This window comes from Pseudomonas sp. G(2018) (genome assembly GCF_005502415.1).
Classification (GTDB): domain Bacteria; phylum Pseudomonadota; class Gammaproteobacteria; order Pseudomonadales; family Pseudomonadaceae; genus Aquipseudomonas.
The window spans coordinates 175,529-200,194 of the sequence record NZ_SCOO01000006.1 but is presented as its reverse complement, the minus strand read 5'-3'; the positions used below and the strand labels follow the sequence as shown (position 1 = coordinate 200,194).

Annotated in this window: 22 protein-coding genes; 10 read left to right on the top strand and 12 right to left on the bottom strand. The window is 60.4% G+C overall.

Annotation, left to right across the window (positions count from 1 at the left end):
- Nucleotides 1-15: 15 nt before the first annotated feature.
- From pqqA to FFS64_RS08730, 6 genes are all read left to right on the top strand, one after another.
- Nucleotides 16-90: a pyrroloquinoline quinone precursor peptide PqqA gene (gene pqqA / locus FFS64_RS08755; protein ID WP_003422658.1), complete on the top strand. Its 75-nt coding sequence runs from the start codon at nucleotides 16-18 to the stop codon at nucleotides 88-90.
- 100 nt (nucleotides 91-190) lie between these two features.
- Nucleotides 191-1,102: a pyrroloquinoline quinone biosynthesis protein PqqB gene (gene pqqB, locus FFS64_RS08750; RefSeq protein ID WP_137805036.1), complete on the top strand. Its 912-nt coding sequence runs from the start codon at nucleotides 191-193 to the stop codon at nucleotides 1,100-1,102.
- Nucleotides 1,103-1,228: 126 nt separating this feature from the next.
- On the top strand, nucleotides 1,229-1,981 hold the full coding sequence (gene pqqC, locus FFS64_RS08745; RefSeq protein ID WP_095195886.1) for a pyrroloquinoline-quinone synthase PqqC: 753 nt from the start codon (nucleotides 1,229-1,231) through the stop codon (nucleotides 1,979-1,981).
- Nucleotides 1,978-2,253 (top strand): pyrroloquinoline quinone biosynthesis peptide chaperone PqqD, encoded by a 276-nt coding sequence (gene pqqD / locus FFS64_RS08740; protein ID WP_095195887.1) that lies wholly within the window; start codon nucleotides 1,978-1,980, stop codon nucleotides 2,251-2,253. The genes pqqC and pqqD overlap by 4 nt, the downstream gene beginning before the upstream one ends.
- Entirely contained in the window at nucleotides 2,246-3,400 is a 1,155-nt protein-coding gene (gene pqqE, locus FFS64_RS08735) for a pyrroloquinoline quinone biosynthesis protein PqqE (RefSeq protein ID WP_171017070.1), read from the top strand. The genes pqqD and pqqE overlap by 8 nt, the downstream gene beginning before the upstream one ends.
- Nucleotides 3,366-5,192 carry a S9 family peptidase gene (locus FFS64_RS08730; protein WP_137805034.1) on the top strand — a complete coding sequence of 609 codons (1,827 nt, stop codon included), beginning with the start codon at nucleotides 3,366-3,368 and terminating at the stop codon, nucleotides 5,190-5,192. The genes pqqE and FFS64_RS08730 overlap by 35 nt, the downstream gene beginning before the upstream one ends.
- Before the next feature lie 131 nt (nucleotides 5,193-5,323).
- Here the strand turns inward: FFS64_RS08730 and FFS64_RS08725 are convergent, their stop codons facing one another.
- Nucleotides 5,324-5,482: a YqaE/Pmp3 family membrane protein gene (locus FFS64_RS08725; protein WP_003228885.1), complete on the bottom strand. Its 159-nt coding sequence runs from the start codon at nucleotides 5,480-5,482 to the stop codon at nucleotides 5,324-5,326.
- Nucleotides 5,483-5,690: 208 nt separating this feature from the next.
- The gene (locus FFS64_RS08720; RefSeq protein WP_137805033.1) at nucleotides 5,691-6,974 is read right to left on the bottom strand and encodes an aspartate aminotransferase family protein; all 1,284 of its coding nucleotides are present in this window, start codon (nucleotides 6,972-6,974) and stop codon (nucleotides 5,691-5,693) included.
- A gap of 169 nt (nucleotides 6,975-7,143) precedes the next feature.
- On the opposite strand from FFS64_RS08720, the gene FFS64_RS08715 reads away from it, so the two are divergent.
- Entirely contained in the window at nucleotides 7,144-8,052 is a 909-nt protein-coding gene (locus FFS64_RS08715; protein WP_137805032.1) for a LysR family transcriptional regulator, read from the top strand.
- Nucleotides 8,053-8,279: 227 nt separating this feature from the next.
- On the opposite strand, the gene FFS64_RS08710 is transcribed toward FFS64_RS08715, so the two are convergent.
- The 10 genes from FFS64_RS08710 to bioB all read right to left on the bottom strand — a co-directional run bounded on the left by FFS64_RS08710 (nucleotide 8,280) and on the right by bioB (nucleotide 20,892).
- Nucleotides 8,280-10,058, bottom strand: coding sequence for an acyl-CoA dehydrogenase C-terminal domain-containing protein (locus FFS64_RS08710; RefSeq protein ID WP_137805031.1), 1,779 nt, complete (start codon nucleotides 10,056-10,058; stop codon nucleotides 8,280-8,282).
- Between the two features lie 267 nt (nucleotides 10,059-10,325).
- The gene (locus tag FFS64_RS08705; protein ID WP_137805030.1) at nucleotides 10,326-12,122 is read right to left on the bottom strand and encodes an acyl-CoA dehydrogenase C-terminal domain-containing protein; all 1,797 of its coding nucleotides are present in this window, start codon (nucleotides 12,120-12,122) and stop codon (nucleotides 10,326-10,328) included.
- Between the two features lie 86 nt (nucleotides 12,123-12,208).
- Nucleotides 12,209-13,501: a GGDEF domain-containing protein gene (locus tag FFS64_RS08700; protein WP_137805029.1), complete on the bottom strand. Its 1,293-nt coding sequence runs from the start codon at nucleotides 13,499-13,501 to the stop codon at nucleotides 12,209-12,211.
- Between the two features lie 285 nt (nucleotides 13,502-13,786).
- A complete protein-coding gene (locus tag FFS64_RS08695) occupies nucleotides 13,787-15,592 on the bottom strand; it encodes a phenylacyl-CoA dehydrogenase (protein WP_137805028.1) in 1,806 nt (601 codons plus the stop codon).
- Nucleotides 15,593-15,868: 276 nt separating this feature from the next.
- Nucleotides 15,869-16,165: a pyrroloquinoline quinone biosynthesis protein PqqE gene (locus FFS64_RS08690; RefSeq protein ID WP_137805027.1), complete on the bottom strand. Its 297-nt coding sequence runs from the start codon at nucleotides 16,163-16,165 to the stop codon at nucleotides 15,869-15,871.
- 115 nt (nucleotides 16,166-16,280) lie between these two features.
- Nucleotides 16,281-16,961, bottom strand: coding sequence for a dethiobiotin synthase (bioD, locus tag FFS64_RS08685; protein WP_137805026.1), 681 nt, complete (start codon nucleotides 16,959-16,961; stop codon nucleotides 16,281-16,283).
- Nucleotides 16,958-17,770, bottom strand: a complete 813-nt coding sequence (gene bioC, locus FFS64_RS08680) for a malonyl-ACP O-methyltransferase BioC (RefSeq protein WP_137805025.1) — start codon at nucleotides 17,768-17,770, stop codon at nucleotides 16,958-16,960. Before bioC ends, bioD begins: the two co-directional genes overlap by 4 nt.
- On the bottom strand, nucleotides 17,763-18,494 hold the full coding sequence (locus tag FFS64_RS08675; protein WP_137805024.1) for an alpha/beta fold hydrolase: 732 nt from the start codon (nucleotides 18,492-18,494) through the stop codon (nucleotides 17,763-17,765). Before FFS64_RS08675 ends, bioC begins: the two co-directional genes overlap by 8 nt.
- On the bottom strand, nucleotides 18,487-19,665 hold the full coding sequence (bioF, locus tag FFS64_RS08670; protein ID WP_137805023.1) for an 8-amino-7-oxononanoate synthase: 1,179 nt from the start codon (nucleotides 19,663-19,665) through the stop codon (nucleotides 18,487-18,489). Before bioF ends, FFS64_RS08675 begins: the two co-directional genes overlap by 8 nt.
- A 171-nt stretch (nucleotides 19,666-19,836) precedes the next feature.
- Nucleotides 19,837-20,892 carry a biotin synthase BioB gene (gene bioB / locus FFS64_RS08660; RefSeq protein WP_137805022.1) on the bottom strand — a complete coding sequence of 352 codons (1,056 nt, stop codon included), beginning with the start codon at nucleotides 20,890-20,892 and terminating at the stop codon, nucleotides 19,837-19,839.
- Nucleotides 20,893-21,001: 109 nt separating this feature from the next.
- On the opposite strand from bioB, the gene FFS64_RS08655 reads away from it, so the two are divergent.
- The 3 genes from FFS64_RS08655 to FFS64_RS08645 all read left to right on the top strand — a co-directional run bounded on the left by FFS64_RS08655 (nucleotide 21,002) and on the right by FFS64_RS08645 (nucleotide 24,598).
- Nucleotides 21,002-21,742, top strand: coding sequence for a ComF family protein (locus tag FFS64_RS08655; protein WP_137805021.1), 741 nt, complete (start codon nucleotides 21,002-21,004; stop codon nucleotides 21,740-21,742).
- Between the two features lie 123 nt (nucleotides 21,743-21,865).
- Nucleotides 21,866-22,630: a TOBE domain-containing protein gene (locus FFS64_RS08650; protein WP_137805020.1), complete on the top strand. Its 765-nt coding sequence runs from the start codon at nucleotides 21,866-21,868 to the stop codon at nucleotides 22,628-22,630.
- A gap of 66 nt (nucleotides 22,631-22,696) precedes the next feature.
- Nucleotides 22,697-24,598, top strand: coding sequence for a PhoX family phosphatase (locus FFS64_RS08645; protein ID WP_137805019.1), 1,902 nt, complete (start codon nucleotides 22,697-22,699; stop codon nucleotides 24,596-24,598).
- The last annotated feature ends 68 nt before the right edge of the window (nucleotides 24,599-24,666 follow it).

Below are 24,666 nucleotides of genomic sequence, written 5' to 3'. Positions count from 1 at the left end.
TGAAGGAACGCCCCCATGTCTTGGACCAAACCTGCTTACACCGACCTGCGTATCGGCTTTGAAGTCACCATGTACTTCGCCAGCCGCTAATCTCTGCCTTGGCAGACATGCAGTACGACGCCTCGGTTATGCCGAGGCGTTTTATTTTCAGCGTTACTTTTAATTTCCGCGTTGCAATGATGGAGCATCCATGCTTGTCCAGATTCTAGGTTCCGCCGCCGGCGGCGGTTTCCCCCAGTGGAACTGCAACTGCGTGAACTGCGCCGGTTTTCGCAACGGCAGCCTGCGGGCCAAGGCGCGAACCCAGTCGTCTATCGCGATCTCCGATGACGGCGTGAATTGGGTGCTGTGCAATACCTCACCGGACATCCGTGCCCAACTCCAGAGCTTCGCCCCGATGCAACCGGGCCGCGCGCTGCGCGATACCGGTATCGGGGCGATCATCCTGATGGACAGCCAGATCGACCACACCACTGGCCTGCTCATGCTGCGTGAAGGTTGCCCGCATCAGGTCTGGTGCACCGACATGGTCCACGAAGACCTGAGTACCGGTTTCCCGCTGTTCAACATGCTGACTCACTGGAACGGCGGCCTGACCTGGAACCGCATCGAACTGGACCAGAGCTTCAATATCCCGGCCTGCCCTAACCTGCTTTTCACTCCGCTGCCACTGCGTAGCGCCGCACCGCCCTACTCGCCGCACCGCTTCGACCCACATCCGGGCGACAACATCGGCCTGATCGTCGAAGACCTGAACACCGGCGGTAAACTGTTCTACGCGCCAGGCTTGGGCAAAGTCGATGCATCATTGCTGGAGATCATGGCCGGCAGCGATTGCCTACTGGTGGACGGTACGCTGTGGGACGACGACGAAATGCAGCGCCGTGGCGTCGGCACCCGCACCGGCCGGGAGATGGGCCACCTGGCGCAGAACGGCCCGGGTGGCATGCTCGAAGTGCTGGAGCAACTGCCCGATCAGCGCAAGGTACTCATCCACATCAACAACACCAACCCGATTCTTGATGAGGATTCGCCGGAACGCGCGGAGCTGGATCGACGCAATGTTGAAGTGGCGTATGACGGCATGAGTATTGTGCTGTAGCGGATGGCCCCTTTGCGGGCAAGCCCGCTCCCACAGGTTTACGCGGTCATTGTGGGAGCGTGGCTTGCCCGCGATAACGCCAGACCAGACACCGCAAATCCAACGGTTATGCCCCGGAGACCCACAATGACCGACACCCCATTGTCCCCCGCCGAATTCGAAGCCGCCCTGCGCGCCAAAGGCGCCTATTACCACATTCACCACCCCTACCACGTGGCGATGTACGAAGGCCGGGCAACCCGCGAGCAGATCCAGGGCTGGGTCGCCAACCGCTTTTACTATCAGGTGAACATCCCGCTCAAAGATGCCGCGATCCTGGCCAACTGCCCGGACCGCGAGATCCGCCGTGAATGGATTCAGCGTCTGCTCGACCACGACGGCGCCCCCGGCGAAGACGGCGGCATCGAAGCCTGGCTGCGTCTGGGCCAGGCAGTCGGCCTCGACCCCGATCAGCTGCGCTCCCAGGAACTGGTGCTACCCGGCGTGCGTTTCGCTGTTGACGCCTACGTCAACTTCGCCCGCCGCGCCAGTTGGCAGGAAGCCGCTAGCAGCTCGCTGACCGAACTGTTCGCACCGCAGATCCACCAGTCGCGCCTGGACAGCTGGCCGCAGCATTACCCGTGGATCGACCCGGCCGGCTACGAGTATTTCCGCACGCGCCTGGGCCAGGCGCGCCGTGATGTCGAACACGGCCTGGCGATCACTTTGCAGCACTACACAACGCGGGAAGGCCAGGAGCGCATGCTGGAAATTCTCCAGTTCAAACTGGACATTCTTTGGAGCATGCTCGATGCCATGAGCATGGCCTACGAACTCAAACGCCCGCCCTATCACAGCGTGACCGGGCAACGGGTCTGGCACAAAGGAATCACCTTATGAGTTTCGATCGCAGCAAGACTCCAACCTGGCGTCCCGGCTATCGCTTCCAGTACGAACCGGCACAAAAAGGCCATGTGCTGCTGTACCCGGAAGGCATGATTAAACTCAATGAAAGCGCCGCGTTGATCGGCGGCCTGATTGATGGCGAGCGGGACGTTGCAGCGATCATCGCCGAACTCGACAAGCAGTTCCCCGGCGTGCCCGAGCTCGGTGACGATATCGAGCAATTCATGGAGGTCGCCCGTGCTCAGCACTGGATCGAACTTGCCTGATAACGCGTCAGACAAGTTACCGCCCAAACCGGAAATCGGCCTGCCGCTATGGCTGCTGGCCGAGCTGACCTACCGCTGCCCGCTGCAATGCCCATACTGTTCCAACCCACTGGATTTCGCCGAACAAGGCAAAGAGCTGACCACTGAACAGTGGATCAAAGTGTTCCGCGAAGCGCGGGAGATGGGTGCGGCGCAGTTGGGTTTTTCCGGGGGGGAACCGCTGGTGCGCCAGGACCTCGCCGAGCTGATCGCCGAGGCGCGCAAGCTGGGTTTCTACACCAACCTGATCACCTCCGGCATCGGCCTGACCGAGCAGAAAATCAGCGACTTCAAGAAGGCAGGCCTCGATCACATCCAGATCAGTTTCCAGGCCAGCGACGAGCAAGTGAACAACCTGCTCGCCGGTTCGAAAAAAGCCTTCGCGCAGAAGCTGGAAATGGCCCGCGCGGTGAAGGCCCACGGCTATCCGATGGTGCTGAATTTCGTTACCCATCGGCACAACATCGACAAGATCGACCGCATCATCGAGCTGTGCATTGCCTTGGAGGCGGATTTCGTCGAACTTGCGACCTGCCAATTCTACGGTTGGGCGCAGCTCAATCGCGTGGGGCTGTTGCCGACCCGGGAACAACTGGTCCGTGCCGAACGCATCACCAATGAATACCGCACCAAACTGGAAGCCGAAGGGCATCCGTGCAAGCTGATTTTTGTCACGCCGGACTATTATGAAGAACGCCCCAAAGCCTGCATGAATGGCTGGGGCAGTATTTTCCTGACCGTCACGCCGGACGGAACGGCGCTGCCGTGTCACGGTGCCCGACAGATGCCGGTGCAATTTCCCAACGTGCGCGACCACAGCATGCAGCACATCTGGTACGACTCGTTCGGCTTCAACCGTTTTCGCGGTTACGAATGGATGCCCGAGCCGTGCCGCTCCTGCGATGAGAAGGAAAAAGACTTCGGTGGTTGTCGCTGCCAGGCGTTCATGCTCACGGGTGACGCGAGCAATGCCGACCCGGTGTGCAGCAAATCGCAACATCACGGCGTGATCCTCAAGGCCCGCGAAGAGGCTGAGCACGCGACCCAGACCATCGAACAACTGGCCTTTCGCAATGAACGAAACTCACGCCTCATCGCCAAAAGCTGAACCCTTCAGCGCCGCCAAAGCCGTTGCGGCCGGCATCGATTTTGCCGAACTGCTGGTCGGCCAACAGGGCTTGTTCTGGAACGAATACCGCCCGGAGGACGCCGCCTGCCGCATCTGGCATTGGCGCAATGGCGCAGCGAACTGCCTGACGCCACCGGGTTTCAGCGTGCGCAGTCGGGTGTACGAATACGGTGGTGGCGCGTTTTGTCTGACGGACGATGGGGTGGTTTTCGTCAACGAGGCCGACCAGCAGCTGTATCACCAATCGCTAAAGGGCGAGGCACCCGAGGTGCTGACATCCGGCATCTGCCGCTACGGCGACTTGCAGTACGCCAAGGGTCAGGTGCTGGCGGTTGAAGAAAACCGCGATCGGCACCGCCTGGTGGCGATCGATCTGGCCGACCGCAAGCGCCATTTGCTGGCCGAAGGCGCCGACTTCTACGCCGCCCCGACCCTCAGTCCTGATGCGCGGCGTTTGGCGTGGATCGAGTGGAGTCGCCCGGACCAGCCCTGGACCGCGACCCGTTTGATGGTTGCCGAACGCCAAGGCGGTGGTGACTTTGGACCGGCCCGCTGCGTGGCCGGTGATGGCGCTGAAGAATCCCTGCAACAACCACGGTTTGATAGCGGCGGCCGATTGCTGTGCCTGACGGATCGTGGCGGTTACTGGCAGCCTTGGATCGAGTCGGCAAACGGTCTGATCCCATTGCCGAGCGTAGCGGCCGATCATGGCCCTGCCCCTTGGCAACTCGGCGGCTGCACCTGGCTACCGCTGGGCGAGGACCACTATCTGGCGAGTTGGACCGACGGCGGTTTTGGTCGATTGGGCGTTTGCGGGGTCAGCTGTGAAGAGTTCACGGGCGACTACAGCCGCTTTCGCAGCCTCGCCCTGGATGAACAATTCATTTATTGCATCGCGGCCTCGCCGGTCAGCTCCTCTGCGGTGATCGCCATCGACCGCCAGACCCGTCAGGTCAAAGTGCTGGCCGGCGGCATCGCGCCCTTGCCCGCCGAGCAGATCAGCCGCCCGCAAACCTTGCGCTATCCAAGCGGATCGGGCGAGGCCCACGGTTTTTTTTACCCGGCGATGACTGGCAAAGCAAAACCGCCACTGGTGGTGTTCATCCACGGCGGACCGACATCCGCGTGTTACCCGATGCTCGATCCGCGCATTCAGTACTGGGCCCAGCGCGGTTTCGCCGTGGCCGACCTCAACTACCGCGGCAGCAGTGGCTATGGCCGGGCCTACCGCCAGGCGTTGCATTTGGGTTGGGGGGATGTCGATGTCGAAGACGCTTGCGCGGTGGTCAGCCATCTCGCCGAACGCGGATTGATTGATGGTGCCAAGGCGTTCATTCGCGGCGGCAGCGCCGGTGGTTACACCACACTCTGCGCGCTGGCCTTCCACGACGTGTTCCGGGCCGGCGCCAGTCTTTATGGGGTCAGCGATCCCGTCGCCTTGGGTCGGGCAACACACAAGTTCGAGGGCGACTACCTGGATTGGCTGATCGGCGATCCCGTACAGGACGCCGAGCGCTACGCCGCAAGAACGCCGTTGTTGCATGCGGGCAACATCCGCGTACCGATGATCTTCTTTCAGGGGGAACTGGATGCCGTGGTCGTGCCACAACAAACCCGTGACATGGTCGAGGCGTTGCAGAACAACGGCATTCTGGTCGAGGCTCATTACTACGCGGACGAACGCCATGGCTTCCGCAAGGCCGGCAACCAGGCCCATGCGCTGGAGCAGGAGTGGTTGTTTTATCGGCGGGTGATGGATCAGGAAGACTGAAGTCTGTGCTCAGAACAGAAATTGCGGCGCGCCCATTCGCGGGCAAGCCCGCTCCCACAGATTTTGTGTACACCACATACCCTGTGGGAGCGGGCTTGCCCGCGAAAGCTATCTACCAGGCGACACAATACTCAACGCTTGGCGATGATATACACCGCATGCACGATCCCCGGGATGTAACCACACAGGGTCAACAAAATATTCAGCCAGAACGCCCCGCCGAATCCTACTTGCAAAAACACACCCAGTGGCGGCAACAGAATGGCGATGATGATGCGAATAAAATCCATGGGTTCAGCTCCTGATTGAAGTCGGCTCATGCGAACCATACATGCAATCGACCTGTGCCGTTGGTCAGGGTTCACATCAATACTTCAGGGCACCATCGCATCACGGTAAATCAGCAGACAAAAAAAACGCCCCACACCAAAAAAATCAGGCGTGGGGCGCGCGTTATACCGCGAGACGGTTCGGGAATTCGTGCGGGATGCGTCTGCGTCAGACGGCAATCCCCTTACGGCACTGAACTTGTGTGGTGCGTACCCGGGAGAAGGCGCGGGCCAGGCGCAGCAGCATTTCGTCGATGCTGGCTTTGCTGACAGTCAACGCAGGGGTAAAGCGCAGGCAGTCCGGTTGTGGGGCATCGACTAGCAAGCCTTCGCACAACGTCGCCTTGACCACGGCGTCGGCGCAAACGTCGGAAAGGGTCAGGCCCCAGAGCAGCCCTTGTCCACGCAATTCGCCGTGGCCATAACGATGGGACAAACGCTGCAGACCTTCACGCAGGTGCTTGGCGGTTTCACCGACATGCTCGAGAAATCCTTTGTCCTGCACGCTGTCGAGTACGGCCAGGCCCGCCGCGGTCATCAGCGCATTGCCATGGTGGGTACCGCTCATTTCGCCGGTGTCGAAACAGCAGGCCCTGCCCCGCGCCAGCAAAGCCGCCAGGGGCACGCCACCACCCAGCCCTTTGCCGAGCACCACGATATCGGCCCGGACGCCATAGGATTGTTCGGCGAGCAAGGTACCGCAGCGGCCGATGCCGGTTTGCACTTCGTCGAAGATCAACAGGATGCCGAGTTCTCGGCAGAGGCGCTCGACGCCTTTGAGATAATGCGCCGTGGCCGGAATCACCCCGGCCTCGCTCTGGATCGGCTCGAGCATGATCGCCACCGTCTGCTCATCCACGGCCGCGTGCAGTGCCGGAAGATCATTGAACGATACATGGCTGAAGCCCGGAAGCTGCGGCTCGAATCGGTTGATCAGCGGCGAACTGCCCGACGCCGGGATCGTCCCCAGACTACGGCCATGACACCCCTTGCTGGCAACGATGATTCGCGAGGCACCGCCGCGATGTTGTTGGCCCCATTTGCGCGCCAGTTTGATCGCCGCTTCACAGGCTTCGCTGCCGGTGTTGAGCAAATACGCTTGGTCGCTGGCGGTGCTGGTACACAAGCGCTCGGCGAGGTTGAGCATGCCGCGATTGTGCAGGCCGAAGCCGGAATTGATCAGTGACTGAGCCTGCGCCGTTATCGCATTGACCAACGCTTTGGGGCTGTGGCCGAGGCTGTTGGCCCCGCCGCCCTGGGAAAAATCCAGATACGCACGGTCATCGCTGTCCCACAACCATGAACCCTGGCCACGCACAAAAACCTGCTGCGGCCGCTCGACACTGGGCATCAGACACTCGCTGGAAAGGTTGTCGCCCCTGGAAGGAAAAGAAGCGTTCGTCACCAGATCATCAAGACTCGGTGAATGACGGCGCAGGCTGAACAGATTCATGGGTTCAGCCCTCGCTTGAGGTTTTTTGAGTTACCTATGTAAACACCATCGACGGAAGCGGTATTCATCGCGCTCTGTGGCCCTGTAAGCCTTGTGAATAGCGTTAGACTAGGCTCAGCCAAGGCGTTGAGCCATTTCGATTTACGAGCATTTTCGATAAGTATTACTTATGGATTTCAAGCAACTGCGTTATTTCGTCGCGGTCTATGAAGAAGGCCATGTGGGCCGCGCCGCCGAGCGACTGTCCATCTCCCAACCGGCGCTGTCCCAGCAGATCCGCCACCTCGAACAGATCCTCGATGTGAGTCTGTTCGAGCGCAGCAGCAAACGCCTGCTGCCGACGCTCGCGGCCCACACGCTGTACAACCACGCCCTGCCCTTGCTCGATGGTCTGCAACGGGCGCGCGAAGCGCTAGGCAATTTCAAGGGGCAGGCGCTGCGTACGCTGGCCATCGGTGTCTTGCAGACCGTGCATACCAGCCTGGTGCCGCAGATGCTCGAACGGGTACGCAGGGAGCAACCGCATCTGGTGGTGCAGATCTATGAACTGACGGGTCTGGAGATCGAGCGACGACTGCTCAATGGCTCGCTGGATATCGGCATCAGCTACTTGCCGCCCCGCCAACCGGGGCTGCATGGCGTGATGTTGTACGAAGATGAACTGACCCTTGTGATCCCAGCCGAGCATCCGTTGCGGGAATTCAAGAAAGTGTCCATTAGCCAGGCCGCTGAATTGCCCATGCTGCTCCTGGGTGAGGAGTTTCAGGTGCGGCAAATCTGGCAGGCGCAATTGGCAAACCTGGGACGTCGGCCACAGGTGCAAGCCGAACTGAACAACATGGCCGGGATTCTCGACAGCCTGCCGCACACGCGGTTGGCGACTGTGTTGCCGGGGCGTTCACAAAAGGCGCATGGCAATAAGGATTTGCTGTGGAAACCCCTGAGCGAACCACGGGTGCCACTGAAAGTCGGATTGGTGTGTCGCGATGTGCAACGGCAACAGGCCTCGCTGGCGTTGCTGCGGACATTGCTTGAAGAGGTGATGAGTCGACCGGATGAACGGGATGGCCTGAGCTGAATACTTTTTCGCAGGCATAAGAAAACCCCGCCGAAGCGGGGCTTTGCAGACTGTTTCCCTGACATCCATTTCACTCCGCCGTCCTGGCAGAATCCTACGTGTCCGTGTTGTTGCTTTGCGCTTCCTGCGCGACGTCCATGAGAAGTAGATTAGCTGTGGATCCAATCTGCTTCTATGGGAGAAAAGCAGCACGTCATGTAAGAGAATGCTTACATGACGTTACATTGTCAGAACTGTGCCGCATCCAGCAGAAACAGCGACTCGCTGCCGGCTTTCACCGAGGCGCTCAACGAGTGAATCCGCGGCAGCAGGCGGGCGAAATAGAACCGCGCCGTACCCAGTTTGCTCGCGTAGAACTCGTCCTGCGCTTCCTTGCCGAAAGCTGCCTTGGCCATCAGTGCCCACATGTAGGCGTAGGCCACGTAACCGAAGGTTTGCAGGTACTCCACCGAAGCGGCGCCGATTTCGTTCGGATTGGCTTTCGCACGATCCAGCAACCAGGCCGTCAGTTCGTCGAGGGTGGTCACGGCATCGTTCAACGGCTTGGTGAACTCCACCAGGTCAGGGCTGGCAGTCGCCGTGAAGTGGCGAATCTCGTCGGCGAACAGGTTGTAGAACGCTCCGCCGCTGCCGACGATCTTGCGTCCCACCAAATCCAGCGCCTGAATGCCATTGGTGCCTTCGTAGATCTGGGTGATACGCACGTCGCGCACCAGTTGCTCCTGGCCCCATTCGCGGATGTAGCCGTGACCGCCGAACACCTGCTGGCCGTGCACGGTGGTTTCCAGGCCGAGATCGGTCAGGAACGCCTTGGCCACCGGGGTCAGCAGTGCCACCAGATCTTCCGCACGTTTGCGCGTGGTGGCGTCTTCGCTGAACTTGGCGGTGTCCAATTGCATCGCCACGTAGGTCGAGAAAGCACGACCACCTTCGTTCGAAGCTTTCATGGTCAGCAACATGCGACGCACGTCCGGGTGGACGATGATCGGATCGGCCACCTTGTCCTTGTTCTGCGCGCCGGTCGGCGAACGGCTTTGCAGGCGGTCGCGGGCGTATTCAACGGCATTCTGGTAGGAGCGCTCGCCGCTGGCCAGGCCTTGAATACCAACGCCCAGACGCTCGTAGTTCATCATGGTGAACATCGCCGCCAGGCCTTTGTTCGGCTCACCGACCAGATAACCCACGGCTTCGTCGAAGTTCATCACGCAGGTCGCGGACGCCTGGATGCCCATCTTGTGTTCGATCGAACCGCAGTTGGCCGGGTTGCGCGCGCCCAGGCTGCCGTCGGCATTGACCAGGAACTTGGGCACCAGGAACAGCGAAATGCCTTTCGGCCCCGCCGGGGCGTCCGGCAACTTGGCCAGCACCAGATGGATGATGTTTTCGGTGAGGTCGTGCTCGCCGCCGGTGATGAAAATCTTGGTGCCGCTGACCTTGTAGGAACCGTCGGCCTGAGGTTCGGCCTTGGTGCGGATAATCCCCAGGTCGGTGCCGGCATGCGGTTCGGTCAGGCACATGGAGCCTGCCCAGACCCCGGCGTACATGTTCGGCAGATAGGCGGCTTTCAGTTCTTCGCTGGCATGGGCATTGATCGACAGGCAAGCCCCGGCGGTCAACATCGGGTACAGGCCGAACGACAGGCTGGCGGAGTTGACCATTTCCTCGACCTGGGCCGAAACCGCCTTGGGCATGCCCATGCCGCCGTAGGCCGGATCACCGCCCACGCCTACCCAACCACCTTCAGCGTAAGTCTGATAGGCCTGTGGGAAACCGGCCGGGGTGGTGACAGCACCGTCCGCCCAGTGGCAACCTTCTTCGTCAGCCGCGCGGCTCAGGGGTGCGATGCTTTTGCTGGTGACCTTGCCGGCTTCTTCGAGAATGGCTTCGACCGTTTCAGCGTCAACGGTATCGGCCAGCGCCGGCAACTCGGCCCAGAGTTTGGCGACCTCGAAAACTTCATTGAGGACGAAGCGCATATCGCGCAGGGGCGCTTTGTAGTCAGCCATGGCAAACCTCGCAAGATCTAATACAGGTGATTCACAGGAATAGTGTTTTGAATGGGTCCGAGTGTAACCCAACAACTTTTGTGACACATAGGGTCAACACGTGACCGTTTTGTAATTTTTAGTCATCGCCATGTGCGAGGAGTGAGGGGGTGAAACTGTAGGAGCGAGCTCGCTCGCGAAAAACCTGAGGGCGCCACTGGGTGTCAGGTTTCACACATTATCGTTCGCGACCATCGCGAGCGAGCTCGCTCCTACAAAGGGCTGGCGTCAGAGCGCAAACAACTCCGCCGGCAGCTGCATCAGGCAGTCACTCCCCGCCTCGATCGCCGCCCGATGAGCGGCGGTACGCGGCAACAATCGCTTGAAGTAAAACTCGCTGGTCGCCAGTTTCGCCCGGCAGAAATCGGCATCGCCTTCACCCGTTTCAAGCTGTGCCTGCGCCACCAACGCCATGCGCAACCACAGGTAGCCGAGGACGATGTAGCCGCTGTACATCAGGTAATCCACCGACGCAGCACCGACTTCATCGGGATTTTTCATCGCCGCCATGCCCACCTGGGTCGTCAACTCACCCCATTGCTGATTCAGCTCATTGAGTTGAGCCACATAGCTGGCCAATTGCGGATGCCCGGCATTCGCCGCACAAAACTTGTGAACGATTTTGGTGAAACCACGCAGCAGTTTGCCCTGGCTGCCGATGACTTTGCGCCCAAGCAAGTCCAGCGCCTGGATGCCGTTGGTGCCTTCATAGATCGGTGCGATGCGGCAATCGCGCACCAGTTGCTCCATCCCCCACTCGCGGATAAAGCCATGACCACCAAACACCTGCATGCCGTGGTTGGTCACTTCCAGGCCGGTTTCGGTCATGAAGGCCTTGCAGATCGGCGTCAGGAACGCCAGCAGGTCTTCGGCATCCTGACGCGCCGTTTCATCCGCACCCAGGTGCGCGGCGTCCAGCAACTGCGCAGTGAAGTAGGTCAGTGCGCGGTTGCCTTCGTTGAAGGCCTTCATGGTCAGCAACATCCGGCGTACGTCGGGATGCACGATGATCGGGTCGGCCGTTTTTTCCGGGGCTTTAGGGCCGGTCAACGCACGCATCTGCAAACGCTCATAGGCGTACCTGATCGCGCCCTGGAAGCTCGCCTCGCCCAGACACAAGCCCTGCATGCCGGTGCCCAGCCGCGCGTGGTTCATCATGGTGAACATGCAGTTCAGGCCCTTGTTCGCTTCACCAATCAAAAAGCCCTTGGCCTCGTCGAAATTCAGTACGCAAGTGGCCGAAGCCTTGATGCCCATTTTGTGTTCGATGGAGCCGCAAGACACACCATTACGCGCCCCTGCTTCACCCGCGGCATCGGGCAGGAACTTGGGCACGATAAACAGCGAAATGCCTTTGGTCCCGGCCGGTGCATCCGGCAGTTTCGCCAGCACCAGGTGAATGATGTTGTCGCTCATGTCATGTTCACCGGCAGAGATGAAAATCTTGCTGCCGGAGATGGCATAGCTGCCGTCGGCCTGGGGTACGGCGCGGGTCTTGATAATGCCCAGGTCGGTGCCGCAATGGGCTTCGGTCAGGCACATGGTGCCGGTCCACTGGCCGGCGGTGAGCTTGCTCAGATAGGTCTGTTTCTGTTCTTCGGTGCCGTGCGCGTGGATCGCCGACATGGCGCCATGGGTCAGGCCGGGGTACATGCCCCACGACGTATTGCTGGAAGCCACCATTTCGCTGATGACCAGCCCCAGAGAGCTGGGTAAACCCTGGCCGCCGTATGCCGGATCGGCCGCCAGGCCATGCCAGCCACCTTCCACGTATTGCGCGAAAGCCTGCTTGAAGCCTTTGGGCGTCGTCACCACGCCATTGTCGAAATGGCAGCCCTCTTCGTCGCCGCTGCGATTGAGGGGCGACAGCACGTTCTCACAGAATTTCGCGCCTTCCTCAAGGATCGCATTGATCATGTCCGGGCTGGCGTCATTGGCGCCCAGCGCCACGTAGTTGCTGTGAAAGTCGAAGACGTGGTCGATCAGAAAGCGCATGTCGCGCAGGGGAGCTTTGTACTCGGGCATGGTCATTTCTCCGGCGGCAGATTTGTTCAACCTACTGCTGGCAACCATGCCTCACAATCACAGTCCAGACGCTGAATGCGCCATCATCACTCAACCGTAGCGGCGTCCATGCGCACGGCGCCACGGCGGTTCTGCCCGAATGCCATCACGCAGTTACGCCCGGCGCCCTTGGCACTGTAGAGCGCCTGGTCGGCGGACTTAAGCACTTCCTCAGGGGAGCGTTGTTCAATCCGTTCGGCAACGCCGATGCTGACGGTGACCGACACGCTCGAAGCGGCGGAACCGGAGCGACGCTGGCGCCCCTGATTATCATCCTGCGGACGGTTGTCCTGATTGCGTAGATGAATGTTGTAGGTGGCGATGGATTCGCGGATCACTTCCAGATGCGGCATGCATTCTTCGAGAGTCTTGCCTGCAAACACCAGGGCGAATTCTTCACCACCGTAGCGATACGCCTTACCGCCGCCACCGATTTTCGACAGTTTGCTGGCCACCAGTCGCAACACCTGGTCACCGACATCATGGCCGTGGGTGTCGTTGAATTTCTTGAAGTGGTCGACATCGCTCATCGCCAGCACGTAGTTGCGTCCCAGACGCTGCATGCGTTCGTTCAGTGCGCGGCGGCCCGGCAGCCCGGTCAGCTCGTCGCGGAAGGCCATTTGATAAGCCTCATGGGCCACGGCGGCGGCGATCATCAACATCACCTGGCTGCACATGATGTTCAAGGTGAACGGCAGAATAAAAGTTTTCGGCAACATCCAGAACAGCCCGAGCAAGCCCACCAGTTGTGCGGCGTGGAGCGGTCTCGGGTTGCGCCAGTATTGCCAGGCCAGCAGCACGAACGACGCGATGAACACCGGGTACGACAGCTGGATCAGGCTCATCCAGGCGCCGTGCAAGGCCGGCCAGCGAATCTCCGACAGCCACATCAGCAACGCCTGTGGATAGCTCTGCTCCAGCCCCAACGCCACGCTGCCCACCGCCAGCAACACAGCGAAACGCGCCACCATGTCCTGGAACAGGTGCGTTCGCTCCTGCCACGCAGCGAATACGCCAAACAGCAACGGCAACAACAGGCAGCACAAATGAAAGACCACCGCGGCGTCTTCGCGCACTTTGCCGTTGTCGCGGTAGTAGTCCGTCTGGGTGTCGAGCAGGAAGTAGGCGATGTACACCGTGACCATCAGAAACAGTTCACGTTGACGTCGGTAAACCGCGCAATAAGCACCGCCGAGCAGCAGCACCAGGGTCGGCAGTACGTTGAACAGCGAGGTGAAGAAGACGTTCAGATCCTTGACGTACGCAGCCGCAAGCCCCGCCAGCAACAGCAGCAACGACGGCAGGAAATGACTGAAACGTACAGCGGAAGAACGCGGCAAGGGTAAAGCTCCGACCGTCATAGCAATTTGATGGCATTGTGCCTGTAATGCAGGTCAATAAGCACACACATTCTGACCAAGGTCACATGGCCATCATTGTTAACGGCAGAGGCCCAGACTTACTGAACAATTGGACGAGGTTTTTTTCGGCAATGCGTAACCGGAGCATCTAGTTGCACTTCAGTAATAAACCATGCCCGACATGTGGCCATTGAACATTCTTCAAGCAAAAAAAAACCGCTGATCCCGAAGGACCAGCGGTTTTTTGAAGAACGGCGCTAAGGCTTAGTAACCCAGCGCGAAGTCTTCTTCTTTCATGTCCATCAGGTTGTTGGCACCCGACAGCATGGTTGCAACGTGAGTGCGGGTACGCGGCAGGATGCGCTGGAAGTAGAAGCGCGCAGTCTGTAGCTTGGCGGTGTAGAACGCCTCCTCGGAAGTGCCGGCAGCCAGCTTCTCGGCCGCCAGGCGCGCCATGTCGGCCCAGAAGTAGGCCAGGCAGGCGTAACCGGAGTACATCAGGTAGTCCACCGAGGCCGCGCCGACTTCTTCGCGATCCTTCATGGCAGCCATACCGACCTTCATGGTCAGCTCGCCCCATTCCTTGTTCAGTGCAGCCAACGGTGCAACGAACTCTTTGACCGCTTCGTTACCTTCGTTGGTCTGGCAGAACTTGTGCACGATCTTGGTGAAACCTTTGAGGGCTTCGCCTTGAGTCATCAGTACTTTACGACCCAGCAAGTCGAGTGCCTGGATGCCGGTGGTGCCTTCGTACAGCATAGAAATGCGGCTGTCGCGGACGTTCTGCTCCATGCCCCACTCGGCGATGAAACCGTGGCCGCCATAGATCTGCACGCCGTGGTTAGCCGATTCGAAACCGACTTCGGTCATGAAGGCTTTGGCGATTGGGGTCATGAACGCCAGCAGTGCGTCGGCTTTCTTCTTTTCTTCTTCGTCCACGCCGTACTTGACGATATCGACTTGCTTGGCGGTGAAGTAAACCATCGCGCGGTTGCCTTCGGCGAACGCCTTCATGGTCAACAGCATGCGGCGTACGTCAGGGTGCACGATGATCGGGTCAGCAGCTTTGTCCGGCGCTTTCGGACCAGTCAGCGAGCGCATTTGCAGCCGATCGCGAGCGTATTTCAGGCCGCCCTGAAAGCCGACTTCAGCGTGGGCCAAGCCTTGCAGCGCGGTACCCAGGCGTGCGGTGTTCATGAAAGTGAACATGCAGTTAAGGCCCTTGTTCGCCGGGCCGATCAGGAAACCGGTGGCCGCGTCGAAGTTCATCACGCAGGTGGCGTTGCCGTGGATGCCCATCTTGTGTTCCAGGGAACCACAGGACACCGCGTTACGTGCGCCGATCGAACCGTCTGCGTTCGGCAGGAACTTCGGCACGATGAACAGGGAAATGCCTTTGGTACCCGCCGGTGCATCCGGCAGGCGGGCCAACACGATGTGGACGATGTTGTCGGCCATGTCGTGTTCACCGGCCGAGATGAAGATCTTGGTGCCGGAAACTTTGTAGGAACCATCGGCCTGAGGCTCGGCCTTGGTACGCAGCATGCCCAGGTCGGTACCGCAGTGAGGTTCGGTCAGGCACATGGTACCGGTCCACTCGCCGGACACCAGCTTGGTCAGGTAAGCCTCTTGCTGCTCAGGCGTGCCGTGCTCGGAGATGGTGTTCATTGCGCCGTGCGACAGGCCCGGGTACATACCCCACGACCAGTTGGATTCGCCCACCATTTCGCTGATGGCCAGACCCAGGGATTCCGGCAGGCCTTGACCGCCGTGTTCGACGTCGTGGGCCAGGCTTGGCCAGCCGCCTTCGACGAACTGCTTGTACGCTTCCTTGAAGCCAGTCGGGGTTTTAACGCCGGACTCGCTCCAGGTGCAGCCTTCAAGGTCGCCCACGCGGTTCAGCGGAGCCAGTACCTGCTCACAAAACTTGGCGCCTTCTTCGAGAATGGCGTCAACCATGTCCGGAGTTGCGTCCGCGCAAGCCGGAAGGCTCTGATAGTGCGCTTCGTAGCCGAGCAGTTCGTCACGAACGAAGCGAATATCACGCAAGGGGGCCTTGTAGTCAGGCATAGCGATAAACCTCTGCTGATGTAACCGGGAATGAACGACCGCGTGGATTTGTTGTGGCGGTCAAACAGTTGTTTGAAACATACGTTTACGCCAAAAGCTTGTCAAGCGCCGATCTTTTGCCATTCGTCATCACCCCATCGCCACACCAACGCGCACAGCAACGCACCAGCGCTCGATGAGCTACACGCAGTGTAGGAAAGAATAGTTTGCAGAGAAGGACTTACGCAGAAAAACGCCGCGAATGATCGCGGCGTCGGCGTTACGGGTTCAGAAGCGTCAGGCGAAGGTATCGATCAACGTACCGAGCATTTCATCGGATGCCTTGGCGACTTTGACACCCAGTTCCACCTGAAATTTGCCCTGGGCCATCTCCACCATGCTGCTGGTCAGGTCCGATTGCTGGCTGCGATCGACCGAACGCAGGCGATCAATCTGAACCTCGGATGACTGGCTGGTGACCGATCGCTCGATCGTATTATTGGCGATCTGCCCGGCGGCTTGATCGACACGGTTCTGCCCTGTCTGAATAGTGCTCAGACCGGCGTAAAAAGCGGTGCTTCCTGAGATTTCCATGGGAGAACTCGTCCTTGCAAAGGATCAACAGCGGGCATTGAAGCAGACGCGTGAGCAAAACACCCGACAAAAACACTAATGGCACAGTGCCTTGTCATAGACAAAGCCCACACCTTCAGTCCAGCAAATCCAGCTGAAGATGCTCCGCCACCGCTTCGGCCGTGACCATCTTGAGTTTCGGTACCCGCCCAAGACACGGCGCCGGGATCCTTTCGGCCAGGGTTGCCAGGTTTTCTTCCAGCCGTGAGGTCTTGGCGTCGATGATGTTGGCCACCCACCCCGCCAGTTGCAAACCGTCCTGGGCGATGGCCTCGGCCGTTAGCAACGCATGATTGATGCAGCCCAAACGCACGCCGACCACCAGAATCACCGGCAGATCCAGCGCCATCGCCAGGTCAGACAGATTGTCCTGATCAGCCAAGGGAACACGCCAGCCACCGGCGCCTTCGATCAAGGTGAAATCGGCCTGCATGTCGAGTATCTGCCGCATGGGTTCCAGCAGCACCTGCACCGTCAACGCGACTCCTGCCTCGCGTGCCGCCAGATGCGGGGCGATGGGCGGTTCGAAGGCAAACGGATTGACCTGTTGATAAGTCAGTGGCACCGAGCATTCCGCCAGCAGCGCCAAAGCATCGGCGTTGCGCAAGCCCTTGGGCGTGACATCGCAACCGGAGGCGACCGGTTTACCCGCCGCCGTACTCAGGCCCGAAGACCGTGCGGCGTAGAGCAAACCGGCGGCCACCGTGGTTTTGCCGACATCGGTGTCGGTGCCGGTGATGAAATAGGCTGCGCTCATAAGGGTTTCTCCATAACGGCGTACACCACTTGATAAGTCGCCGGCAGGCCCTGGGCCTGACGAAATTGCTCATATGCCTCGATCAAACCCAGAATCCGCGCCCGACCGGTCAATCCGCCCGGTCGGCCAGGGTTGAGGTTATGCGCGCCCAGCGCCTTGAGTTCATGGGTCAGGCTGCGCACATCCGGGTAGTACAGCACGTGGGGACGGGTTTGCAGGCTGATCGGCTGCAAACCGCTGGCCGCGCATAGCTGCTGATAAACCGCGAACTCCCGGAAGCGGTTGACGTGCACCATGCCATCCACCTGCCGCCAACTGTCACGCAGTTCAAACAACGTGCCCACGCACAGACTAGCAAACGCGAAAATTCCGCCAGGCTTCAGCACCCGATGAGCCTCGCTGAGTACCGAAGCGAAGTCCGCGCACCACTGCACCGCCAGGCTGGAATAGATCAGGTCGCAGGTCGAATCGCGCAGCGGAAGATTCTCGGCGTCGCCGGCGATGAAGTGCGTGGCACCGCCCAATGGCCGTGCGTGATTGAGCATGCCTTCGGCGATGTCCAGCGCCACTCCGTGCCCCGTCGGAAACCGCTCACCCAGTGCGCGACTGAAATGCCCCGTGCCGCAGCCCAGGTCGAGCCAGCGTCCCGGAACGAAGTCGTCCGGTAAACGGCTCAGCAGCTGGCTGCCGACATCACGCTGCAATTCGGCCACGCTGTCATAACTCTCCGCGGCACGGGAGAAGGACGCCGCTACCTGGCGTTTGTCAGGCAACCCCCCAGGTGGGGTGGGAAGGGATAAATCAGTCATCGCCGCACTCATGCAAAAAGGCCTGGATCGCCCCCGCCACACCGTGGGGATCTTCCAGAAGAAACGCGTGGCTGGCCTGTTCGATCAGGCCGATTTCGACGTCGGGCAGCAACGCCAGCAAGTCGCCCGCCGCTTCGGCAGGCACCAGCCCGTCGAGGCCGGCGAACAGATGCAACTGCGGACCGCGAAAAGCCTGCAAGGCTTGCCGGGTATCCAGTTGCGCGAGGACTTCCAGGCCACTCATCAACATGGGCGCGGCGCTATGTGGCGCCCCCCCCAACAGCAACCGAGACAACCCGCGCGGGTCTTCGGCGCCTTGTGCGCAGAGCAAAGAAAAGCGTTTCAAGGTCATGCGCGGGTCGGCGATGCAGCCCGCCAGAAACGCATCGAAGGTTTCCCCGGGCATCGCGCTTGGCCACTGCTCATGGGCGACAAAAGAAGGGTTACTGGCCAGCGTAAACAAGCCGCAGCATCGTTCACCGCGACGCGCCGCCAACGCCGATGCAAGCATGCCGCCCAGCGACCAACCGCCGAGCCAGGTATCCTGAGGGATCGTCGAGTCGAGTTCATCGAGCCATTCCTCAGGATCGCTCGATTCAAGTTCCGGCAATGGCTCGATTTCCACCCGCAGGTGTTCGTCCAGGCCTTGCAGGGCCGCGGCCAAGGGTTCCAGCGGCGAAATTCCGAGGCCCCAGCCGGGCAGCAGAATCAGTCGGTCACGCATCGCTTGGCTCCGGTCCAAGTTGTTTAAAACAATCGGCCAGTCCCTCTAACAATAGCTGCACCTGCGCTTCGCTGTGAGCGGCGGTCAGGGTCACGCGCAGACGGGCACTTGCGGCAGGCACGGTCGGCGGGCGGATCGCGGTCACCATCAAACCGCGTTCGCGCAACATCTGCGATAAGCGCACCGCGCGCCCGGCGTCACCAATCATGATCGGCTGGATCGGCGTGAAGCTGTCCATCAATTCCAGGCCGATCTGCTCGGCGCCCTGGCGGAACTGACGGATCAGCGTCTGTAGATGCTCACGACGCCAATGCTCGCTGCGCAGCAGTTCCAGGCTTTTCAACGTGGCGCAGGCGAGGGCGGGCGGTTGGCTGGTGGTGTAGATGTAAGGCCGGGCGAACTGGATCAGGCTCTCGATCAGCTCTTCGCTGCCGGCGACAAACGCCCCCGCCGTGCCGAACGCCTTGCCGAGAGTGCCGACTAGCACCGGCACGTCTTCCATGCTCAATCCGAAATGCTCGACGATGCCGCCGCCATTAGCGCCCAGCGGGCCGAAACCGTGAGCATCGTCGACCATCAGCCATGCGCCCTTGGCCTTGGCTTCCCGGGCCAATGCCGGCAGATCAGCGATGTCTCCGTCCATGCTGAACACACCATCGGTGACCACCAGCGTATTGCCGGTGGCTTTCTCAAGACGTGCGGCCAGGCTCGCCGCATCGTTGTGCAGGTAGCGATTGAAACGCGCCCCGGACAACAGTCCCGCATCCAGCAGGGAGGCGTGATTGAGCCGGTCTTCGAGCACCGTGTCGCCCTGCCCCACCAACGCCGTGACCGCGCCAAGGTTGGCCATATAGCCGGTGGTGAACAGCAAGGCGCGCGGACGACCGGTCAGGTCGGCCAGGGCTTCCTCCAAGGCGTGATGCGGACCGCTGTGGCCGATCACCAGATGCGAAGCGCCGCCGCCAACACCCCATTTCGAAGCACCCGCGCGCCAGGCTTCGATCACTTGCGGGTGATTGGCCAGGCCCAGGTAGTCGTTATTGCAGAACGCCAGCAATGGCTGGCCATCGACCACCACTTCAGGGCCCTGCGGGCTTTCGAGCAGCGGGCGTTGTCGGTAAAGGTTTTCGGCACGACGGGCAGCCAGGCGTGCGGCGAGATCGAAAGACATGCAGGCCTCGCGGGTCAGAGTTCAGAAGCGCTCGGAGTACCTTGTGGGAGCGGGCTTGCCCGCGATGACGGCATCAGGTTCAACATAGATGTCGACTGATAAATCGCTATCGCGGGCAAGCCCGCTCCCACAGTGTTCAGTATTCCAATCAGCGGAATCAGGGGGGAGCAATCAAACAGCCGCGTTATAAAACTGCTCGCTGCTCTTCTGCTCCACCAGCGCCTGTTCAATGGCCGCCTGATGCACTTCATCGGCGTGCTCTTCGCGGGCTTCCGGCAGGATCCCTAAGCGCCCGAACAGTTGCATGTCCTTGTCGGCCTGCGGGTTGGCGGTGGTCAGCAGTTTCTCGCCGTAGAAAATCGAGTTGGCGCCGGCGAAGAACGCCAGGGCCTGCATCTGCTCGTTCATGGCTTCGCGGCCGGCGGACAGACGCACATGGGATTTGGGCATCAGGATCCGGGCGACGGCGAGCATGCGGATGAAGTCGAACGGGTCAACGTCGTCGGCGTTCTCCAACGGCGTGCCGGCCACTTTCACCAGCATGTTGATCGGCACCGACTCCGGATGCTCCGGCAGGTTGGCCAGCTGGATCAGCAGGTTGGCGCGGTCATCGAGGGACTCGCCCATGCCGAGGATGCCGCCGGAACAGATCTTCATCCCCGAATCACGCACGTAGGCCAAAGTTTGCAGGCGCTCGCTGTAGGTGCGGGTGGTGATGATGCTGCCGTAGAACTCCGGCGATGTGTCGAGGTTGTGGTTGTAGTAGTCGAGGCCAGCCTTGGCCAGCGCTTCGGTCTGCTCCTGATCCAGGCGACCGAGGGTCATGCAGGTTTCCAGACCCAGAGCCTTCACGCCTTCGACCATCTTCAGCACATACGGCATGTCCTTGGCCGACGGGTGCTTCCACGCCGCGCCCATGCAGAAACGGGTTGAACCGATGGCCTTGGCGCGAGCGGCCTCTTCGAGGACCTTCTGCACCTCCATCAGCTTTTCTTTTTCCAGGCCGGTGTTGTAGTGGCCGGACTGCGGACAATATTTGCAATCTTCCGGGCAGGCACCGGTTTTGATCGACAACAGGGTCGACACCTGGACACGGTTGGCGTCGAAATGCGCGCGGTGCACGGTCTGCGCCTGGAACAGCAAGTCATTGAATGGTTGAACGAAGAGTGCTTTGACTTCGGCCAAAGACCAGTCATGACGCAGGGTTGCAGAGGTGCTGGCGCTCATGGGCGATACCTTTATTTTAAGCAGTACAAGGTTTTATGCTGGGCAAGCGACTGCGGGATGGAATACCCACAGGCGCAACACGGATGTTCGGCATATTTAAGGAAGAGCGATGCGCTGTCAACCACGACACAATGGACAGGTTTACATCTGGTTAAAAAATAAACAGTCATGTTTGCTTTGCAACGAAGCCGCCGATGGCGATACGCCCCTCTGCATGGCCTGCGAAACGGAGCTTCCCTGGCTCGGCGATCAGTGTCAGACCTGCGCCCTGCCGTTGCCCGCGGCTGGCCTGACCTGTGGCCAGTGCCTGAAGCAGCCGCCGGCCTTCGAACACGTCATTGCACCCTGGACCTACAGTTTTCCGATAGACAGCCTGATCACCCGCTTCAAACACAGCGCGAAATGGCCCTTTGGCCACCTGCTGGCCGAGCTGCTCGCACAAGCCCTGCAACATCGCTTCCAAGATGATTTGCCGCGTCCCGATTTACTGGTGCCGGTGCCGCTGGCCACCCGACGGCTGCGCCAACGGGGGTTCAATCAGGCCGCGATGCTGGCGCGCTGGCTGAGCATCCGATTGCACTTGCCATGGGATGAAAGACTGCTACTGAGGCCCCAGGACACCAGCGCACAACAGGTGCTGAACGCCAACGAGCGGCGAAAAAACCTGCGCCATGCGTTCGCGCTGGCACCCGGCGCATCGTTCAAAGGACGTCACCTGGCGTTGGTGGACGATGTGCTGACCACCGGTGCCACGGCGCAGGCATTGGCCCGCCTGCTGATGGACGCAGGTGCCGCACGGGTTGATGTGTATTGCCTGGCCCGTACACCGAAACCCGGCGACACGATTTGACCACTGAAAACACAAAAAACCTGTGGGAGCGAGCCTGCTCGCTCCCACATAGACTGCGCTCGACTTGACTCCCGGGCTTGCAGAAGCCAACGTCCTCACCACCACAGTCCGAAGCGCTCTGCCATGTCCCTGCCCACATTGTTGTCCCAGCACATTGTCCGTCGCCCGCAACGCATCGCCCTGCTGCAACACATTGCCGAACAGGGCTCGATCACCCGCGCGGCGAAAAGCGCGGGCCTGAGCTACAAGGCCGCCTGGGATGCCATCGATGAACTCAACAACCTGGCGCAGAAGCCATTGGTGGAGCGCAGCGTCGGCGGCAAGGGTGGTGGCGGCGCCAAACTGTCCAGCGAAGGCGAGCGGGTTTTGCGCCTGTATCAAAAGCTGCAAGCCTTGCAGGCCCAGGTGCTGGAAGCCGCCGAAGAAGCCAGCGACCTCGACCTGCTCGGCCGCTTGATGCTGCGCACCAGCGCGCGTAATCAATTGCACGGCAAGGTTGCCGCCATCGAAACCCAAGGCCACAACGACAGGGTTCGCCTTGAACTGGCCGAAGGCTTGAGCATCGACGCACAAATCACCCACGACAGCACCCTGCGCCTGGAGCTGCAACCCGGCACCGAAGTGGTGGCGCTGATCAAGGCCGGCTGGCTTGAATTGCTCGGCGCCGAAGACGTCGCAACGCCCGGACACAATTGCCTCAAAGGCACGATCATGGAAATTCTCGACGCCGAAGACGGCCCCAGTGAAGTTCGCATCGCCCTGCCCAACGGCCAGACACTCTGCGCACTGGCCGATCCCGAACATCTGCAATCGCGGCGCTTGGCCACGGGAAAACCGGTGAGCGTGCAGTTTTCGCCGTCCAACGTGCTACTGGGTACGCCGTTGTAAACGCGCTGCAACAAAACCTTCATCACCCATCATTAAGGTGACTGCAAAAACCGCAGGGAGCCTGATGTGAGCCTATTGGAAGAACACCAAACCACCGACCTCGAACAAATGGTCGGCCTCAGCCGCCGTGGATTCATCAGCGCAGGAGCCCTGTGCGGCGCCGCGATGTTTCTGGGCGGCAACTTGTTGAGTCGCAGCGTGTTGGCCGCCAGTGTCAGTGCCGGCACCAGCCAATTGCTGGGTTTCGACAGCATTCCCGCGGCCACCGCCGACAGCATCAGCCTGCCGCCAGGCTACAAATCCTCGGTGCTGATCAGTTGGGGTCAACCCTTGCACAAGAACGGCCCGGCCTTCGACCCGAGCGGCCATGGCAGCGCCGAGCAGCAGGAAGTGCAGTTCGGTGATCACAACGACGGCATGAGCCTGTTCGCCTTTCCCGACGACCCCAACCGGGCGCTGATGGCGATCAACAACGAGTACACCAACTACCGCTACCTCTACCCCCACGGCGGCATGCCGCAATCGGCCGAAGAGGTGCACAAGGCATTGGCCGCCGAAGGCGTGGCGGTCATCGAAGTGCAGCGCAAAAACGGTCACTGGCAATTCGTCCAGGATTCGCGCTACAACCGCCGCATCCACGGCAACTCCCCGATCAGCCTGAGCGGTCCGGCCGCTGGCCACGAGCTGCTGAAAACCAGCGCCGATCCGCACGGCAAGACCGTTCTCGGCACCTTCCAGAATTGCGCCAACGGCAAGACACCCTGGGGCACTTATCTGACGTGCGAAGAGAACTTCACCGATTGTTTCGGCAGCACCCAGGCCGAGCAGAAGTTCGACGCCGCACAGAAACGCTATGGCGCGCTGGCGGCCAGCAAAGAGATCAACTGGCACCCACACGATCCGCGCTTCGATTTATCGAAGAACCCCAACGAACTCAACCGCCACGGCTGGATTGTGGAGATCGATCCGTTCGATCCGCAATCGACCCCGGTCAAGCGCACCGCACTGGGTCGCTTCAAACATGAAAACGCCGCCCTGGCCGAAACCAATGACGGCCATGCCGTGGTGTACATGGGCGACGATGAGCGCGGCGAATTCATCTACAAGTTCGTCAGCCGCGACAAAATCAATCACAAAACCCCCAAGGCCAACCGCGACTTGCTCGACCACGGCACCTTGTACGTGGCGCGTTTCGACGCCGGCGACAGCAATGCCGATCACCCGAAAGGCCAGGGTGAATGGATCGAACTGACCCACGGCAAAAACGGCATCGATGCCGACAGCGGTTTCGCCGATCAGGCGCAAGTGCTGATTAACGCGCGCCTGGCGGCTAGCGTGGTGAAGGCCACGCGCATGGATCGCCCGGAATGGATCGTGGTGAGTCCCAAGGACGGTCAGGTCTACTGCACGCTGACCAACAACACCAAGCGCGGTGAAGACGGACAACCGGTCGGCGGGCCTAATCCGCGGGAAAAAAACGTCTACGGGCAAATCCTGCGCTGGCGCACCGACCGCGACGATCACGGTTCGAAAACCTTTTCCTGGGACCTGTTCGTGGTCGCCGGCAACCCGCAAGTGCATGTCGGCACGCCGAAGGCTGGCTCTTCGAACATCACGCCGCAGAACATGTTCACCAGCCCGGATGGTCTGGCGTTCGATGAAGCCGGGCGGTTGTGGATTCAAACCGACGGCGATGTCAGCAATACCGGTGATTTCGCCGGCATGGGCAACAACCAGATGCTCTGCGCCGACCCTGTGACCGGCGAAATTCGCCGTTTCATGGTTGGACCGATTGGTTGCGAAGTGACGGGCATCAGTTTCTCGCCGGACCAGAAGACGCTGTTTGTCGGGATTCAGCATCCGGGCGAATTCGGCGGTTCGACCTTCCCCGAGCACTTGCCCAACGGCAAGCCGCGCTCTTCGGTCATTGCCATTACCCGTGAAGATGGCGGGATCATCGGCGCCTGATAAGCCCCCATCGCGGGCAAGCCTCGCTCCTACAGTATTGATGTATGACCTGTAGGAGCGAGGCTCGC